Genomic DNA, 13,811 nt, shown 5'->3' with positions numbered 1-13,811 from the left:
TTCAGGCCGCCTTCATAATACGGGTGGCCACGCTTGGCGCGATCCGTTGAATCAACCGCAAGGCCTTGACCTTGCCCACGTCGATATTTGCACGGGGTGATAACAACCCTTCGATGATCTCTGTGGCGGCCTCTTGCGGTGCCAACTTGTTGCTCCCCCGGCCCTTGGTCATTGAGGTATCGACCAAGGGCAAGAAAACCTGTTTCACGCCGACATTACTGCCCTCTAACTGATAGGCCAGCGACTGGGAAAAGATGTTCAAGGCCCCTTTGGTTGCGCAATAGATCGCGGAATCCGCTTTGGGCGCCAGCGCCAGACCAGAGTTGATATTCACAATCGTGCTGGATGGCGATTGCATCAGGTTGGGCAACAGCAGATGCACCAACACACAAACTGAGGTGAAATTGACGTCAATTTCCCGGCGTATCGTCTCGTAGCGGAAGTTTGCATCCGTGAAGCGGGGCGTGTATTGAACCGCCGCATTGTTGATCAGCATGTCGATGGGCTGACCCGTCTTGGCCAATGCATCGGCGGCTGTTTCGACTGCATCTAGATCGGCGAGGTCCGCCTCATAAATGCTCACATCGGGATAAGCTTTGCGCAGCAGATCCACCCCGGCAGAGGGTCTTGCGATGACAGAGACGTGGTTGTCAGCCTCAAGCTGCCGCAGCAGCTCTAGACCCAGGCCCGACGCGCCGCCGGTGATAACGATGTGCTTGTTTTTGATATCCATGCCGTTACTCCTTTTGCGTCCATGGTTTGAGCGCAAACTATGCAAACGGCAGCAGTCAGGAATTAACCCAGGTTAAAACGCATGAAATTATCTGACTTCATCGCAGCGTTTGGTCGAACGCTTAAGAAAAACGCTGTCGAGCATCTGTTACGAAAGGTCCACTGGCATCTGAAGCGAGGTCAGAGCAACCCATGACCGCCAACTCCGAAGCGAACAGCCAAGAGCAAGGAAGCACATTTCGTGTCGGCGGGGCGGCATGAGCGCTCTGCTTCGGATTAGGTGGAAGTATCTGGTAGAATTGGATCTCCCGCTTCTATCAGCCCATCCTCCAGGATATCGGCACGCAGCCCCCCGCGATGCACAAGGCCGCGCAGCATTCCCTTGGGCGTGGTCCTTTGCAGCCAGGCGCAAGGTTCAGCCAGCCGTGATCCCTGGCACAGAACGTCGGCAATGCGGAATCGTTTCCCCATGAGGGCGTTGAGATCAATGTTACGCGTGACGATGTTCCGCCGCGTCTCGACCGGTGCCATAACGACACCATGTTCGGACGCGAGCGCCTCGAAGGTCTCGGATTCGATGAGGGTGAGCGCCTGGCCCCAGCGACCTTCGCTTTGGAAATGTCCCTTGCCCAGAGCATAACGATCCCCTTCCATTCCGATGCCGGCGATGAGCTGTGCACTTTTCAGCTCTTCACCGGGCGCGCCCGAATCCGCGAACCGATAGATCGCCTCGACAGTTCCCTGATTGGCGCCTCGTGACGGAAACGAAAGGGCCGGTGGGGCAATTACCCACCCTTCGATGACCTCACCCGATCCACAGATTACACCTGGCGGCACCCAGGCGACACCGGAGGGGGTTCCGGCCATCACGACATATCCGTCACCGCCTTCCAATCGCCCGATCCACCAGCCAGCCCACTGGAATGCGGCTGGTTCATGGACAGGGATCAAAGCTAGGTTCTGTGCCGCCAGCCAATACCCAATATAGTTCAAGCCCAAACCGGTGGACGCGCGGGGGATGTCCTTCACATCTGCCTTCAGGATTTCAGCAAGACAGATCGAGAATGTTTTGTTTTGTGGGGATCGAACCATCGGTGGATTCAGTGTTTCTGTCATTGTTTTCCCAATCATTCTTGGCACTTCACTAGGAAATCTGCTTTTTCAGCATTAGTACGTCACCGGTATAATATGGCTGACAAGGATGGTCTCGCACAGGACTGTGCGCGTCTTCAACGTACCCAAGTCTGGAGTAGAGTCGTACCGCGCCGCTGTTTTGCGCGTAAACCTGAATGCTCATCTGCACATAGCCGGCTGCCTGCGCTTGTTTCTCGGCTGCGTGAAGCAATGTCGTCCCGATCCCGCTGCCGCGATAACGGGGAAAGACCGCGAGGGCATTAATGTACCACGTGCCGACCGAAAGCTGTTCCAACGCCACAAAAGGCGCGATGGCAGCGGGTAAATCATCAGGATCGTCTTCCGGGGCTGTATCAATGGGATAACTCAACACCATTCCTAGCGTAGCCTCCCTTGCAAATGCGATGCGCGCGTTTCGATAGGAGAATCCGCCACTTTCGCGCCTGGCGCGTTCGATACCGACCCCAAGCACCGATTTGTCATTGCTTGCGGACCTGGACCAGAGCCACGCCGGAATGCCCTCCCCGGCGATGTCGATCAGCTTGGCAAGGTCTTCAGCTTCATTGACGGAAGCTGCGGTGATCTTGTAGTTCTGTAAAGCTTGCACTTTTCTTTCCTCTTGGCTCTGGGACAGCTCGAACCCGCGACGGGGTTCGCGCCATCTTCTTTCTTGGCGTGATCAACCCTGATCGAGTGGCCCGACCGGAAAACCGGAATCCCACTCGATGTGGTCGGTCTCGTCTACATAAGGATCCTGTGTCGCTGCCTGTTCAGTGGACGGGATCTCGACAGACAGGCGCACGCCATATCCATCACTCATGCCGAGCAGCACCTGGGTCATTTCGCCGTTAATGTTGGCAAAGCTGCCGGTGCCGCCTGTGATTGCACGGGGGGCCTCGACCCCAATATCGGCCAACTCGGCGCCCTGATTGATCAGGATGTCACCATTGTCGAACTCAAAAACCTGCCGCGTAATGACCATTGCACCACTTGTCGTCCGCGCGCCATCACCGACAAAGTAGCCGTCGCAGGTCCAGCGGCCAATCACCTGGTCAGGGAAGGCGGGGCTGCCATCTGAAAGCGTACCCTCTTCGCCTCCATCAAGCGTGCCATCTTCGTAGATATACCCTTGGGTGACGAAGGCATTGCCAAAAGCGGGCATGCCATCATCAAACACCGGTGCAGCCGCAAAGATAAATCGGCTGAGGTCTTCGGCGACATCAAAGGACATTGGCGCTCCGTCGGCGGCGGCCATGCCAGACGTGGCCATCAAGGCCAATGAGGTAAGCTTAGATTTCAACATCAAAAAAAATCCTTTTGCGTAGTGGTTTCAAGTCAAGATCACAGAACACATGAGGCGCTTTCCGCATGCGGCTGTCTTTTTGGGAGAACGCCGTGGCGCCCACATTTCGGTGTTTCAGGCGGCGCTTGTCGCCTTGCAGATCGCCGCAATGTGACGATGATCTGTCCCACAGCAGCCGCCCATCACGGTCAGGTTCGGAAGTCGTGCCGACATACCGGCGTAAAGTGCGCCAAGCTCGTCCGGGTCCCCGTCATCAAGCGTTTCTGATGCGTCAAGCTCTGCATGACTCATTCGGGATGCATTGGCCCTGAGTCCCATGATGCGGGTTGTCCATTCGCCGTCGAGTGCGTGAACAAAATGCTCCGGATGTGCACAATTGATCATATAGTAAGCCGGATAGGTGTCCGTTGCGTCGTCAACCGCGCGGATCGCGTCTGCCAGTGACTCGCCCGAGGGCAGTCGCCCTTCGGTTTCAACAGTGAAGGCAATCACGACCGGCATACCTTGGGTCTTTGCGGCGCTGGCGATGCCGATGGCTTCGTCAGAATATGTCATAGTGATCGCCGAGACCATGTCAGCACCAAACTCATCGAACCAGCCGACCTGCGCCCTGTGATAGCTCTCTGCTTCTACCGCGGACATGACCCTTGTCGGTGCATAACCGTCATCCTGCGGCCCGATCACACCGTTGAGGACAAACGGACTGTGGTCAGTTTCGCAACGATCTCGCAACCGGATCAAGGAGCCGACCGCCTCACGGTGAATGGTACGCAATTCGGCCTGCGATATATTGAGTTCGGCCGCCCATCGCGCACTGGCCCTCCAAGTCGGCGTGTCCATAATGAAGCCGCGCTTTGCGTCGATCGCTATCTTGGCGAACCGCGCCATATAGGCGTCTATCGCACTAATCCCCGCGTCAGTTTCGAGTGCCTTGAACGCGGCGAATAGCGGCAAATCGATCCCGTCGTAGAAGATGAGCGTCGTCTCAAGCCCACCATCCGTGATCATCTGTTTGCCGGCCATTTGTGGCAAAGCCGTACGATACTTCATGGTTTATCCTTTCGATCTGATGCCTCGGAGAGGCGCATTGGGAAAAGACCTAGTGGGCAGCAGTACCCATCGCTTGAGAAAAGCCTGAGAAGAATCTGAGGATTTCCCGAGCTTTCCCCCGATCAAGCCTTTGGGTATCGTCGGTCCGATGAGGATCGAGATTTCAGATGCCAGAATCGACTTCGACCGGATGACGGCCGAACGTGGCGATGATATGCGCCGCTTGACCCGCCAGACGGCCGGAATTTTGCGCGCCTTGATTGAGGCCAACGATCAGATCGTCAGCAAGGGCGACTTGATCGCGCGGGTCTGGGACGGTCGGATCGTCACCGATGCAACGCTTTCGACAGCCATCAAGGAGGCGCGTCACGCCGTTGGCGATACGGGGGCTGCGCAACGGATCATCGAAACCGTGCATGGGGTAGGGTTTCGGCTGAGAACGCAAGTCACTTATATTAAGGAAGCGCAAAGCCCCGCGCTGGCGGCGCCCTGCCTTCTGGTGCTGCCGTTTAGAAACACCAGCGCCGACCCCGAAGCATGGTTCATCCCGGATGGGCTGACGGATGAGATTATCACAAGTCTGTCGCGCTTTAGGGACCTGATGGTACTTTCGCGGGCCACCTCCGATGCAGCGCGAACTGCGGCCCTCGACCCGGAAGAGATAAAGCGCAAGTACCACGCTGATTACATCGTGGAAGGAAGTGTCCGGCGCACAGAGACACGGCTGCGAGTCACTGTTCAGCTCGTCTCGACCCATTCGGGTTCTGTTGTCGTGTCCGAACAGATCGACCGTGAAGCAGCGATTCAGTCCATCTTCGACGTGCAGGACCATATTGCGCAGCTTTGTGCTGCCCGCATCGCTGGGCCCCACGGACCCGTGGCGCAAGGTGCGAGCGGACCAGAGCAGGAAAAGACACCTCACGAAAGCTGGACAATGTTTCGTCTAGTCGCCGACTTTCGTCGCTACTATCGCACCTATGATTTGCAGTTGCATGCCGCGCTGCGCGAGGCGCTTCCATCCGCTTTGGCGCGTCATCCCGGCGCGTCCAACGGTTGGGCTGCCTATGCGGTCGTCTTACTCGAAGAATTCCGCTACCACGTCAACGAACGTGCTGATGTCGACGCGCTGGCTCTATCCACGGTCGCAGCGGAAAAAGCCGTGGCCGCCGATCCACATAATGCGTTCGCGCAAACGGCGCGCGCTATGTGTCGCCTCTATGTTGGGGACATCGAAGGGTTTGAGGCAGCCGCGGACAAAGCGTTGGCTCTCAACCCGGGCAACTCGGACGTGCTATCTGAAATTGGGCACTGCTATGCGTTTATTGGACGGGAGGAGGAGGCCATCGCGCTCCTTGACAAAGCGATCGAGCTATCCCCTGAACATCCCGGTTGGTATCACTTTGCCAAGACATGGCGATATGCACGCCTCGGTCTGTTTGATGCAGCCCTACTGGAAATTCAACTGAACCCGATGCCGGGCTTTTATTGGCACCACGCGCATCTTGTCTGGCTCTATTCTGCAACGGGCGACAAAACGGCTGCCAGCGGCGAAGCCGCCATATTGCGCAATGTGTTCCCAGGTTTTGAGACCCGCGTCATGGACGAGCTCGCGATGTGGGAGGCGAACGGAGATCTGGTAGCATCTGCGCTTGAGCACTGGGCCCAAGCTGGCCTCAAGATCGATGAAAGAGCCCATTTGGCCCCGACAACACCGCGATAAAACCAGAGGCTAAGATCGCCAGACCAAGACCTGGGTAGCCTGCGATTTGCAAAACAAATGCTCCGACGAGGCCGCCAAAGGCAAATCCAAGCAAGTAGCTCGCCATGGCCATGGGTGCTCGGTCCTGACGGGAGGCGATGTAAATCGGAAAAAACAGAAACAGAAAAAACCCGTTGGCCACGATAGTAAAGCCGAGAAAATCCATGTGCGGGGCGATGTAGCTTGCCGCGCCGGTAAGAACTGCCGCCAGCAATGCAATTGCCTGCACCCGGCGCCAATGGCGGGGCGGAATCAACCCAGCAACGAATGATCCAATGGCACCGGTGACAAGGCTGAAAAGAAGCCACGTTGCCATTCCGCCCTGTGGGCTGATTGATTGGCCGTATAGTTCCAAAAAACTCCAATAAGCGCCCATCATGATGAAAAAGGGAACATATCCAAGCGGCAAATCGATCGTAGATTCATGCCGTTGGCAGCGGATGGTTTTGGGGGTGTTCTGCGGCCTAACAAGCAACAGGCATACAGATGCAGTTACCAAAATCCATAAAACGCGCAGCGAAGAAGCAGACAGCACAAGATAGATTACAAATGAAAAGCCAAGACCAATTGAGAGGGCCGCGCTGACAAGCTTCAAGGGGTCGCCCTCTTGTTGCAAGGCATGCAGCGCCCGTTTCGTCACAAAACCAAATGCCGCCCCAAGCAATATACAGGTCAAACCAATGAAAATTATCGACAATCGCTCGCCGAGCGCGAGAACCAAGAGTGCCATAGGGATACACAGCCGGACAAACAGGCCGGCTTTCCTCCGGGCCGGAACCGCGCATGCAACTGCGGCTGTCAAAAGGACCAAGCTCCCAAGCCCACCGGCGAGGGGTTCAGACACCTGCCGATGGTCTGCAAGCTCTGCAAGCCAGATCGGCATCGTATTGATGATAACAGCGCCAAAACTAATCGGCATCAGGATCGATAATTGCTCTATTCCAGGCATTTTCTTTCCGAGAGGTGCTTTCTGGAACTGCATTTTTCGCGACAGCCTTATCTCAAATGACCCTAGGCTCAGGACTCATACCCAATAGGTGACGAGAGCGGCAAGCGCGATTGCTGACAGGAAGACCTTCGGGCATCAGTCGTAGCGGGTCGCAACCCTCCGCCCATCCTTGAGCCTGCCGAACATGATCTCGATCCTGTTGCGTCTTTTACAGTGCCGCTTGTCGTATCGGATAGTTGATTTGCGTTGTTTCTGACTGGGGATACCGGCACGTATCCCTTTGTCTTTCAACGCTTCTCTGAACTAGTAGGCGTCGTAACCGCGGTCCCCAAGACGCCATTCGACCTTCGGCAGGCTGCCAGCCAGCATCTCAGCAAAGATCCCTTTGTTGCTCCATCGCTTCCAGCGGTTTTAGAGCGTCTTATGTGGGCCGTATTCCTACGGCGCATCGCGCCAGCGCAAACCATTAAGACTGATGAAGGTAATACCACTCAGGATGCGCCTGTCATCAACGCGAGACTTTCGGTGGGGTTTAGGAGCGAAGGGTTCCAGATGCGACATATGCTCGTCGTTCAACCAGAAAAGATCAGACACGTTCACCGCTTGTTCTCGCGGAGGTCAAACACGCAGAACAACGGAAATCAATGGGTCATGAGCCTGATAGATCGACCAGAAACGAATTCCGTTGCAGATCATGAGCCCATCTGACTGCTCAGGTATTCACCCGTTCGACAGTAGTGATCGATCAAATGCCGGGTTGCGGCATCCGCGTCTCGGTCAAATGCAGCATCCATAATCAGCTGATGCTCGGCGGCGATGTTTCGCTTTTTGTAGCTCGACCCGCCGGCCGCTAGATAACGGTAGCGAATGTTCAGGTCGTATAGCTGCGAACAATACCGTAGCAGCAACGGCAGTTTCGAATTGTCCAATAAGGCCAAATGAAACGCTTTGTGCGCGTCCTCGAAGTCGTGTGACCCGTTTTGGCCGGCCCTTTTCATATGGTGATGACGCAAAACAAGCCGATCCTCCCAGGTCGCATCCGCGTTGACGATAGACGCGCGCAGCGCGGTTTCTTCGAGGTTGCAACGCAGTAGAAGGATTTCTTCGAAATTACACTTGCTGACCGGTGCCGCCTTGAACCCGCGCTGGTCAATCCGCTCGACCAGCATGTCCGAAGTTAACAGGCTAAGTGCCTCACGTACCGGACTAGCGCCAGTGTTCAGAAGCTTGCGGAGTTGCTCGATCTTGAGTTTCTGCCCTGGGGGCAATTCGCCTGTCAGTATCATTTCGCGCAACCTTCGATATGCACCATGAGTGGCCGATGTTTCTTTGCCCTCGGTATCTAGTATGGCGTCCATATCCGACTTTTCCTTTTTCGCGGCGCAAACTCTTGGGTGCTCTTAACTGAGGGCGCTTGTTCCCGTCGATAGACCAACTGAAATGTTCAGCGCGCCTTCGTTGATCATCCAGCGTCGAAGTACAAAGCTGCGCGCCCCGCTTTTGTGCATGGGATCGTCCTCGGCCAGCTTTCGCGCGGCCTCAAGACTGTCAGCGCGATAGATGATCAGGCCCATCCCTTGCATATGATCACCGGTCTCATCCGACATCGGCCCGGCAAAAGCCAACTGCCCCGAGCGTTCAAGATCTGCCTGATACGCCAAGTGATCTGGAAGTGACGCCTTTACGTCCTCTGGCGCTTTGGCCGGTGTGCTGAGTGCAACATAAAGCTCCAGTGCCAGTGCGCCACGGCTTTTCGCTTCTGATTTGTAATCTGCCCAAGCAACCATCGGGATCTCCAAGAATATCGATATTATTTGACATATGGCAAAATAGTCGGCAAAAATCAAGCGAACTGACATGGATGGTGAAAAATGAAATACTTGGTGGGAGAAACTTCGGAAGGCACAGCGGTTTTTGCCGTAAACGGTGAAAACGCAGTGAATCTAACGGCTTTGGACCCTGCCATCGGTTCCGATCTGATGGGTTTGATAGGTATGCCGGGATTGGCCGGCTCAATGGCTGACAAAATCGCCGCTGCAGATAGTGTACCTGTGTCGTCTATCACACCGGCATTGCCCGTGGCCTCGCCCGGCACAATCATTTGCATGGGTTTGAACTACACGGACCACATTAAGGAAGGTGGTTACGACATCCCCGAGTACCCGACGCTGTTCATGCGCGGGAAAAACTCGATCATGGCGGCTGGGCAGCCCATGGTGCGGCCTGCCTGTTCTGAGAAGCTGGACTACGAAGCCGAGCTTATGCTGATTGTCGGAAAACGAGGTCGCCATATCTCGGAAGAGGAAGCATTGGATTATGTCTTTGGTTACACCGTGTTCAACGACGGGTCGCTGCGGGACTATCAGCGCAAAACAGTTCAATGGACGCCTGGCAAAAACTTCGATGATACGGGCGCGATCGGTCCTTTTACCGTAACGCCGGACGAACTGCCCGACGGAGCATCTGGTCTGAAGATCGAAAGCCGTGTGGGCGATGAGATCCTGCAAAGCTCGAACACCGCTAATATGATTTGGGGCGTTCGTCAGGTCATTGCGACGATTTCGGAATATACCACTCTAGAGCCCGGAGATCTGATTGCGTTGGGCACGCCGCCGGGCGTCGGCCACGCCAAAAAGCCCAATCCCCGTTGGTTGAAGCCGGGCGAAACCGTCGAGATCGAGATTGAAGGCATCGGCATTTGTGCCAGCCCGGTCATCGACGAAAAGGACGCCAAATCAAGGGTGGCTGCGGCATGAGCGCACCGACCGGGGCAGAGCTGGAGGCACTTCGCGCCAAGGCGCAGCAAGATCATCGCGATCTGCGCGAACGCATTCCACGTCTGTCGGATGACGCGATCGCCTTGATCCTGCGCGAGTCCAGGTCTCACTATGCGTGGACCGATAGACCGGTTGCTGACGACCTACTCGAAGAGATTTATGATATCACGATCAATGGCGCGACCAGCATGAACACGTTGCCCGCGCGCTTTATTTTCGTGAAGAGCCCTGAAGGCAAAGAACGGCTTGCCAAGTCGCTAAAGCCGAAAAACGTGCCAAAGATGATGGATGCACCGGTCACGGCGATCATTGCCTACGACTTGGACTTTTGGAAGGAACTGCCGTTTCTTTTCCCACACGAAGACCGTCGGCCCTTGTTTGAAAACAAACCCGAATACGTAGCGGACACTGCCTACCGAAACGGCACTCTGCAGGGCGCGTACTTCATGATTGCGGCCCGGGCTGTCGGGTTGGACGTCGGCGCAATGTCAGGCTTTTCGAACAAGATCGTCGACGAGGAGTTCTTCGCTGGCACGACGCTCAAGTCCAATTTTCTTTGCAATCTGGGCTACGCGGACGAGACCGGTTTGTTCCAGAAGCTTCCACGTTTCCCATTCGAAAAGGTTTGCTCTTATGCATGAGGAGGTAACCCTGTGGCCATGAAAGTGAAACCTGTCGTGACTTACCGCACGACAGCTCAATGCCCGACACATGCGCGTACCGAGATCCCAATTCGCGATCTTGATGTGGTTGTCGACGAACCCGTCGAACGCGGCGGAACAAATCTTGGTCCGTCTCCGACCGAAACCGCAATGGCAGCCTTGATCGCCTGTACGAATGTCATCGGGCACAAGAATGCGCACCGATTAGGAATTGATCTTGGCACGGTGACAATCGACGCGAAATGCCGGTTGGATCGGCGCGGTGTCCTGATGGAGGAGGAGATCGATGTTCCGTTTCCGGAAATCGAGCTCACCGTGAAATGTGACACGCCCGCCAGTCAGGGGGAGCTGACACGGGTGGGCGAAGAGACAGCCAAGTATTGCGCCATCGCAAAACTATTTGAAGCGGCAGGCACGGACCTGACCGTCAACTGGGTCAAAACAAATCAATAAAGACAAAAGGCCCGACTTTCTGGGAGGAGAGAAATGAAAATCTGGACCAAACGCAGCCTTATCGGAGCTGCTCTGGCAAGCGTCATGGCGCTGCCCGCCGCAGCAGAAGAAACTATTTCTGCCGTTGTCATCGACGGCTACCCAGACCGGGCATTGTGGGTGAAAGAATTCACCAACTTCTTCATTCCGGAAGTGGACAAGCGACTGGCCGAATCCGGCAACTACAAGATGAACTGGCAAGAAAATTATGGCGGTTCAATCGTAAAGCCGAAAGGCGTTCTGGAAGGAATCCAGCTGGGCCTTGGTGACATAGGCATCGTCACAACCATCTTCCATTCTTCGAAGCTGCCCAGTCAGGGTATTTCGGGATCGACACCCTTTGTGGCATCGGATTCCCGTGCCGTGGCCAAGGCCGTAGATGAAATCGCACGCGAATACCCGGCGATGCAGAACGAGTTTGCCGCACAGAACCAGGTGTATCTGGCCACGGGTGTTGTGCTCGACACATATCAGATTTTCTGCACGGAACCGGTTGCTTCCGTTTCGGACCTAGAGGGGCGCAAGATTGCCGGTGCCGGTCTCAACTTGCGGTATCTCGAAGGCATCAAGGATGCGGCAGGTGTGCGTGGTGGGCTGACCGATTTCTACAACATGCTTCAGACGGGTCTGGTTGATTGTGGAATGCTGTGGCCCGAAGCGGCGAAGACGTTCAAGATCGCTGAAGTTGCCCCGTATATGCTCAAGGCCGATCTGGGTGCTGTGAACTCAAAAACCATCACGGTTAATGCAGACTATTGGGCAAGCCTGCCGGACGAAGTCAAAGAGGTATTGACGGCGGTTGCCATCGACTACCGTGACCATGTCGCCGGTATTGCAATGGACAGGGCTGCTGCCTCACGGGATGCTTATGTTGAAGCGGGCGGAACGATCGTTGAGGTTTCGGACGAAGACCGCGCGGCCTGGGCAAACGCCATGCCGAATGTCGCGCAAGAATGGGCCGCGACGCTGAATGACAACGGCGAACAAGGAACGGAAATGCTGGCCGCCTACCTTGGCAAGCTTCAAGACGCCGGTTTCACCGGAGTGCGTGACTGGACGGCCGAATAACCGTCCGGCGATCCACGAAAGGGGCCCCTCATGCTGAAGACCGCAGTTGCTGGCCTGTCGCGGGTCGCCAATTCTCTAGCAATCGCCGCCAATGCTTTGGGTACGCTCGTCGTCCTGGCGTTGGTGGTTGTTCTGAATGTCGATGTTATCGCGCGTGGTCTGTTTTCAGCCCCTTTGCGCGGCACTTATGAGATGGTTCAGTTTTCGGTCGTGTTGATCGTCTTTCTGCAGTTGGCAGACGTGGTCAGAGTGGACCGATTGACACGTTCGGACGGGTTCCTGAACCTGCTGCACCATCGTCGCCCCGGTCTAACTGCAAACCTGAGGCGCATCATCAATGCCATCTCGGCCATCTTCATGGCATTGATCGCCTATGTGACATTCCCTGAATTCCTACACATGTGGCAGACACAGGACTACTTCGGAGTGCCCGGTCTTTTCACATTACCCTGGTGGCCAGTCAAACTGGTCATTGCGTGCGGTACTGCGCTTGCCTGCGTGATCTTCCTGCTCAAGGTCGTCACGGCGCAGGACCGCCCGCAACTTATCCGCACTCCTGAACATGACGGGGCCGCAGAATGACGCCGATTGAGATTGGCCTGATCTCGGTCGTTGCCATCGTCTTTTTGATCTACGCAGGCGTCTACATTCCCATAGCGCTGGGCGTCGTCTCGTTCGTGTCGATCTGGCTAATGCGGGACAATTTCACGCTTGCGCTTAACCTGCTGAAAGTGGCGGTCGGCGACAGCGCGATGGAATACAGTTTCGCAACTATCCCACTGTTTACCTTTATGGGGCTCATTGTCTCGAAGGCCGGTTTGGGCAGGGACATTTACGAAGTCATGACCATGCGGTTTCGCAAGGTCAAAGGCGGCATTGGAATGGCCACGGTCGGAGCCAACGCGGTCTTTGCCGCTGTGACCGGGTCGTCCATTGCATCGGCATCGGTGTTCACCAAAGTCTCAGTACCGCAGATGATGTCACAAGCCTACAATCCGCGCTTCGCAGTTGGTGTGGTCGCCGGATCTTCGGTTTTGGGTATGATCATACCGCCTTCGGCCATGCTGATTATCTACTCCTTTGTTGCTGAACAATCCGTGGGCGACATGTTCCTGGCGGGTGTTATTCCCGGGATCATGCTGGCGATCGCCTATGTTGGCGCGATCTGGGCCATGGGCCGTTTCACACCTGCGTTCGTAGGCGGTCGGATCGTCGAAGATACAGAATGGATGTCCGGCCGCGAGATCGCATCCAAAACGCTACCAACGCTGTGCATCATCACTATCGTTCTTGGTGGGATCTACACCGGCTGGCTTACTGCGGTCGAGGCAGGAGCAGCCGGGGCATTTGTCGCGTTGATTATCGCGGTCTTACGCAGTTCCATGTCCCCAAAAGCGTTCTGGGACGCGTTGCTGGAAACCGGTCATATCACAGCGGCGATTTTGTTCCTGATCACTGCGGCTTCGATCTACAGCCGCATGCTGGGACTGGCGGGGCTGCCCAATCAGTTGCAGGACTTACTTGCGGGGAATTCAGCGTCCTTTTGGTCGATCATGCTGCTATATGTCTTGCTGATGCTGTTTTTGGGAACATTGCTCGACACGGCATCCATCATCCTGATTGTTGTCCCGTTGTTCCTGCCCATGGCCGAAGCGCTGGATATGTCGCTGATCTGGTTCGGGATCATCACCGTGGTCGGAGCCGAAATCGGGCTTTTGACTCCGCCTTTAGGCATATCGTGTTTTGTTATCAAATCCACGATCAACGACGACCGCATCTCGCTGAAAGACGTGTTTATGGGCGCGCTGCCCTTCGCCTTTGTGATGCTAATCGTTCTGTTCATTCTGATCGAGTTCCCGATCCTCAGCCTTGCCCTGATTTAAGG

The 13,811-nt window shown here is 55.6% G+C and carries 15 protein-coding genes and 1 pseudogene; 7 read left to right on the top strand and 9 right to left on the bottom strand.

Annotated features, from left to right (window positions below; translation table 11 throughout):
* Position 1: 1 nt before the first annotated feature.
* The 5 genes from Q1B21_RS05165 to Q1B21_RS05145 all read right to left on the bottom strand — a co-directional run bounded on the left by Q1B21_RS05165 (position 2) and on the right by Q1B21_RS05145 (position 4,219).
* A complete protein-coding gene (locus tag Q1B21_RS05165; protein ID WP_299886674.1) occupies positions 2–733 on the bottom strand; it encodes an SDR family oxidoreductase in 732 nt (243 codons plus the stop codon).
* Positions 734–1,008: 275 nt separating this feature from the next.
* The gene (locus Q1B21_RS05160) at positions 1,009–1,848 is read right to left on the bottom strand and encodes an MOSC domain-containing protein (RefSeq protein WP_299886672.1); all 840 of its coding nucleotides are present in this window, start codon (positions 1,846–1,848) and stop codon (positions 1,009–1,011) included.
* A 28-nt stretch (positions 1,849–1,876) separates the two neighbouring features.
* Positions 1,877–2,473 (bottom strand): N-acetyltransferase, encoded by a 597-nt coding sequence (locus Q1B21_RS05155; RefSeq protein ID WP_299886670.1) that lies wholly within the window; start codon positions 2,471–2,473, stop codon positions 1,877–1,879.
* A gap of 72 nt (positions 2,474–2,545) precedes the next feature.
* Positions 2,546–3,169, bottom strand: a complete 624-nt coding sequence (locus Q1B21_RS05150) for a hypothetical protein (RefSeq protein WP_299886668.1) — start codon at positions 3,167–3,169, stop codon at positions 2,546–2,548.
* 114 nt (positions 3,170–3,283) lie between these two features.
* Complete coding sequence (locus Q1B21_RS05145) at positions 3,284–4,219, bottom strand: homocysteine S-methyltransferase family protein (RefSeq protein WP_299886666.1); 936 nt, start codon at positions 4,217–4,219, stop codon at positions 3,284–3,286.
* Positions 4,220–4,367: 148 nt separating this feature from the next.
* Here Q1B21_RS05145 and Q1B21_RS05140 point away from each other — a divergent pair, with 148 nt between their 5' ends.
* Complete coding sequence (locus Q1B21_RS05140) at positions 4,368–5,939, top strand: winged helix-turn-helix domain-containing protein (RefSeq protein ID WP_299886664.1); 1,572 nt, start codon at positions 4,368–4,370, stop codon at positions 5,937–5,939.
* On the opposite strand, the gene Q1B21_RS05135 is transcribed toward Q1B21_RS05140, so the two are convergent.
* The 4 genes and pseudogenes from Q1B21_RS05135 to Q1B21_RS05120 form a co-directional block, all read right to left on the bottom strand.
* Entirely contained in the window at positions 5,893–6,960 is a 1,068-nt protein-coding gene (locus Q1B21_RS05135) for a hypothetical protein (RefSeq protein ID WP_299886662.1), read from the bottom strand. The genes Q1B21_RS05140 and Q1B21_RS05135 overlap by 47 nt on opposite strands.
* Before the next feature lie 102 nt (positions 6,961–7,062).
* Positions 7,063–7,521: pseudogene (locus tag Q1B21_RS05130) on the bottom strand (transposase).
* 98 nt (positions 7,522–7,619) lie between these two features.
* Positions 7,620–8,285, bottom strand: coding sequence for a GntR family transcriptional regulator (locus tag Q1B21_RS05125; protein WP_299886660.1), 666 nt, complete (start codon positions 8,283–8,285; stop codon positions 7,620–7,622).
* A 42-nt stretch (positions 8,286–8,327) separates the two neighbouring features.
* Entirely contained in the window at positions 8,328–8,714 is a 387-nt protein-coding gene (locus Q1B21_RS05120; RefSeq protein WP_299886658.1) for a YciI family protein, read from the bottom strand.
* Between the two features lie 84 nt (positions 8,715–8,798).
* Here Q1B21_RS05120 and Q1B21_RS05115 point away from each other — a divergent pair, with 84 nt between their 5' ends.
* From Q1B21_RS05115 to Q1B21_RS05090, 6 genes are read left to right on the top strand one after another with little or no spacing between them, the layout of a single operon-like run.
* The gene (locus Q1B21_RS05115) at positions 8,799–9,683 is read left to right on the top strand and encodes a fumarylacetoacetate hydrolase family protein (RefSeq protein WP_299886656.1); all 885 of its coding nucleotides are present in this window, start codon (positions 8,799–8,801) and stop codon (positions 9,681–9,683) included.
* Positions 9,680–10,345, top strand: coding sequence for a malonic semialdehyde reductase (locus Q1B21_RS05110; RefSeq protein ID WP_299886654.1), 666 nt, complete (start codon positions 9,680–9,682; stop codon positions 10,343–10,345). The genes Q1B21_RS05115 and Q1B21_RS05110 overlap by 4 nt, the downstream gene beginning before the upstream one ends.
* An 18-nt stretch (positions 10,346–10,363) precedes the next feature.
* Entirely contained in the window at positions 10,364–10,819 is a 456-nt protein-coding gene (locus Q1B21_RS05105; protein WP_298934016.1) for an OsmC family protein, read from the top strand.
* Positions 10,820–10,852: 33 nt separating this feature from the next.
* Complete coding sequence (locus Q1B21_RS05100; protein ID WP_299886651.1) at positions 10,853–11,926, top strand: C4-dicarboxylate TRAP transporter substrate-binding protein; 1,074 nt, start codon at positions 10,853–10,855, stop codon at positions 11,924–11,926.
* Between the two features lie 30 nt (positions 11,927–11,956).
* Positions 11,957–12,508, top strand: coding sequence for a TRAP transporter small permease (locus Q1B21_RS05095; RefSeq protein WP_299886648.1), 552 nt, complete (start codon positions 11,957–11,959; stop codon positions 12,506–12,508).
* Positions 12,505–13,809, top strand: coding sequence for a TRAP transporter large permease (locus Q1B21_RS05090; protein WP_299886646.1), 1,305 nt, complete (start codon positions 12,505–12,507; stop codon positions 13,807–13,809). Before Q1B21_RS05095 ends, Q1B21_RS05090 begins: the two co-directional genes overlap by 4 nt.
* The last annotated feature ends 2 nt before the right edge of the window (positions 13,810–13,811 follow it).

Origin of the sequence: uncultured Ruegeria sp., from assembly GCF_947504215.1 — a bacterium.
Taxonomy (GTDB): Bacteria; Pseudomonadota; Alphaproteobacteria; order Rhodobacterales; family Rhodobacteraceae; genus Ruegeria.
Note: the sequence above shows the minus strand (reverse complement) of the source record. Positions and strands in the feature narration are given on the sequence as shown.

What these genes read in the sequence shown, in the direction of transcription:
- Q1B21_RS05165 (WP_299886674.1), bottom strand. Translation starts at nt 733, where the DNA reads ATGGATATCAAAAACAAGCACATCGTTATCACCGGCGGCGCGTCGGGC.
- Q1B21_RS05160 (WP_299886672.1), bottom strand. Translation starts at nt 1,848, where the DNA reads ATGACAGAAACACTGAATCCACCGATGGTTCGATCCCCACAAAACAAA.
- Q1B21_RS05150 (WP_299886668.1), bottom strand. Translation starts at nt 3,169, where the DNA reads ATGTTGAAATCTAAGCTTACCTCATTGGCCTTGATGGCCACGTCTGGC.
- Q1B21_RS05145 (WP_299886666.1), bottom strand. Translation starts at nt 4,219, where the DNA reads ATGAAGTATCGTACGGCTTTGCCACAAATGGCCGGCAAACAGATGATC.
- Q1B21_RS05140 (WP_299886664.1), top strand. Translation starts at nt 4,368, where the DNA reads ATGAGGATCGAGATTTCAGATGCCAGAATCGACTTCGACCGGATGACG.
- Q1B21_RS05135 (WP_299886662.1), bottom strand. Translation starts at nt 6,960, where the DNA reads ATGCAGTTCCAGAAAGCACCTCTCGGAAAGAAAATGCCTGGAATAGAG.
- Q1B21_RS05125 (WP_299886660.1), bottom strand. Translation starts at nt 8,285, where the DNA reads ATGGACGCCATACTAGATACCGAGGGCAAAGAAACATCGGCCACTCAT.
- Q1B21_RS05120 (WP_299886658.1), bottom strand. Translation starts at nt 8,714, where the DNA reads ATGGTTGCTTGGGCAGATTACAAATCAGAAGCGAAAAGCCGTGGCGCA.
- Q1B21_RS05115 (WP_299886656.1), top strand. Translation starts at nt 8,799, where the DNA reads ATGAAATACTTGGTGGGAGAAACTTCGGAAGGCACAGCGGTTTTTGCC.
- Q1B21_RS05110 (WP_299886654.1), top strand. Translation starts at nt 9,680, where the DNA reads ATGAGCGCACCGACCGGGGCAGAGCTGGAGGCACTTCGCGCCAAGGCG.
- Q1B21_RS05105 (WP_298934016.1), top strand. Translation starts at nt 10,364, where the DNA reads ATGAAAGTGAAACCTGTCGTGACTTACCGCACGACAGCTCAATGCCCG.
- Q1B21_RS05100 (WP_299886651.1), top strand. Translation starts at nt 10,853, where the DNA reads ATGAAAATCTGGACCAAACGCAGCCTTATCGGAGCTGCTCTGGCAAGC.
- Q1B21_RS05095 (WP_299886648.1), top strand. Translation starts at nt 11,957, where the DNA reads ATGCTGAAGACCGCAGTTGCTGGCCTGTCGCGGGTCGCCAATTCTCTA.
- Q1B21_RS05090 (WP_299886646.1), top strand. Translation starts at nt 12,505, where the DNA reads ATGACGCCGATTGAGATTGGCCTGATCTCGGTCGTTGCCATCGTCTTT.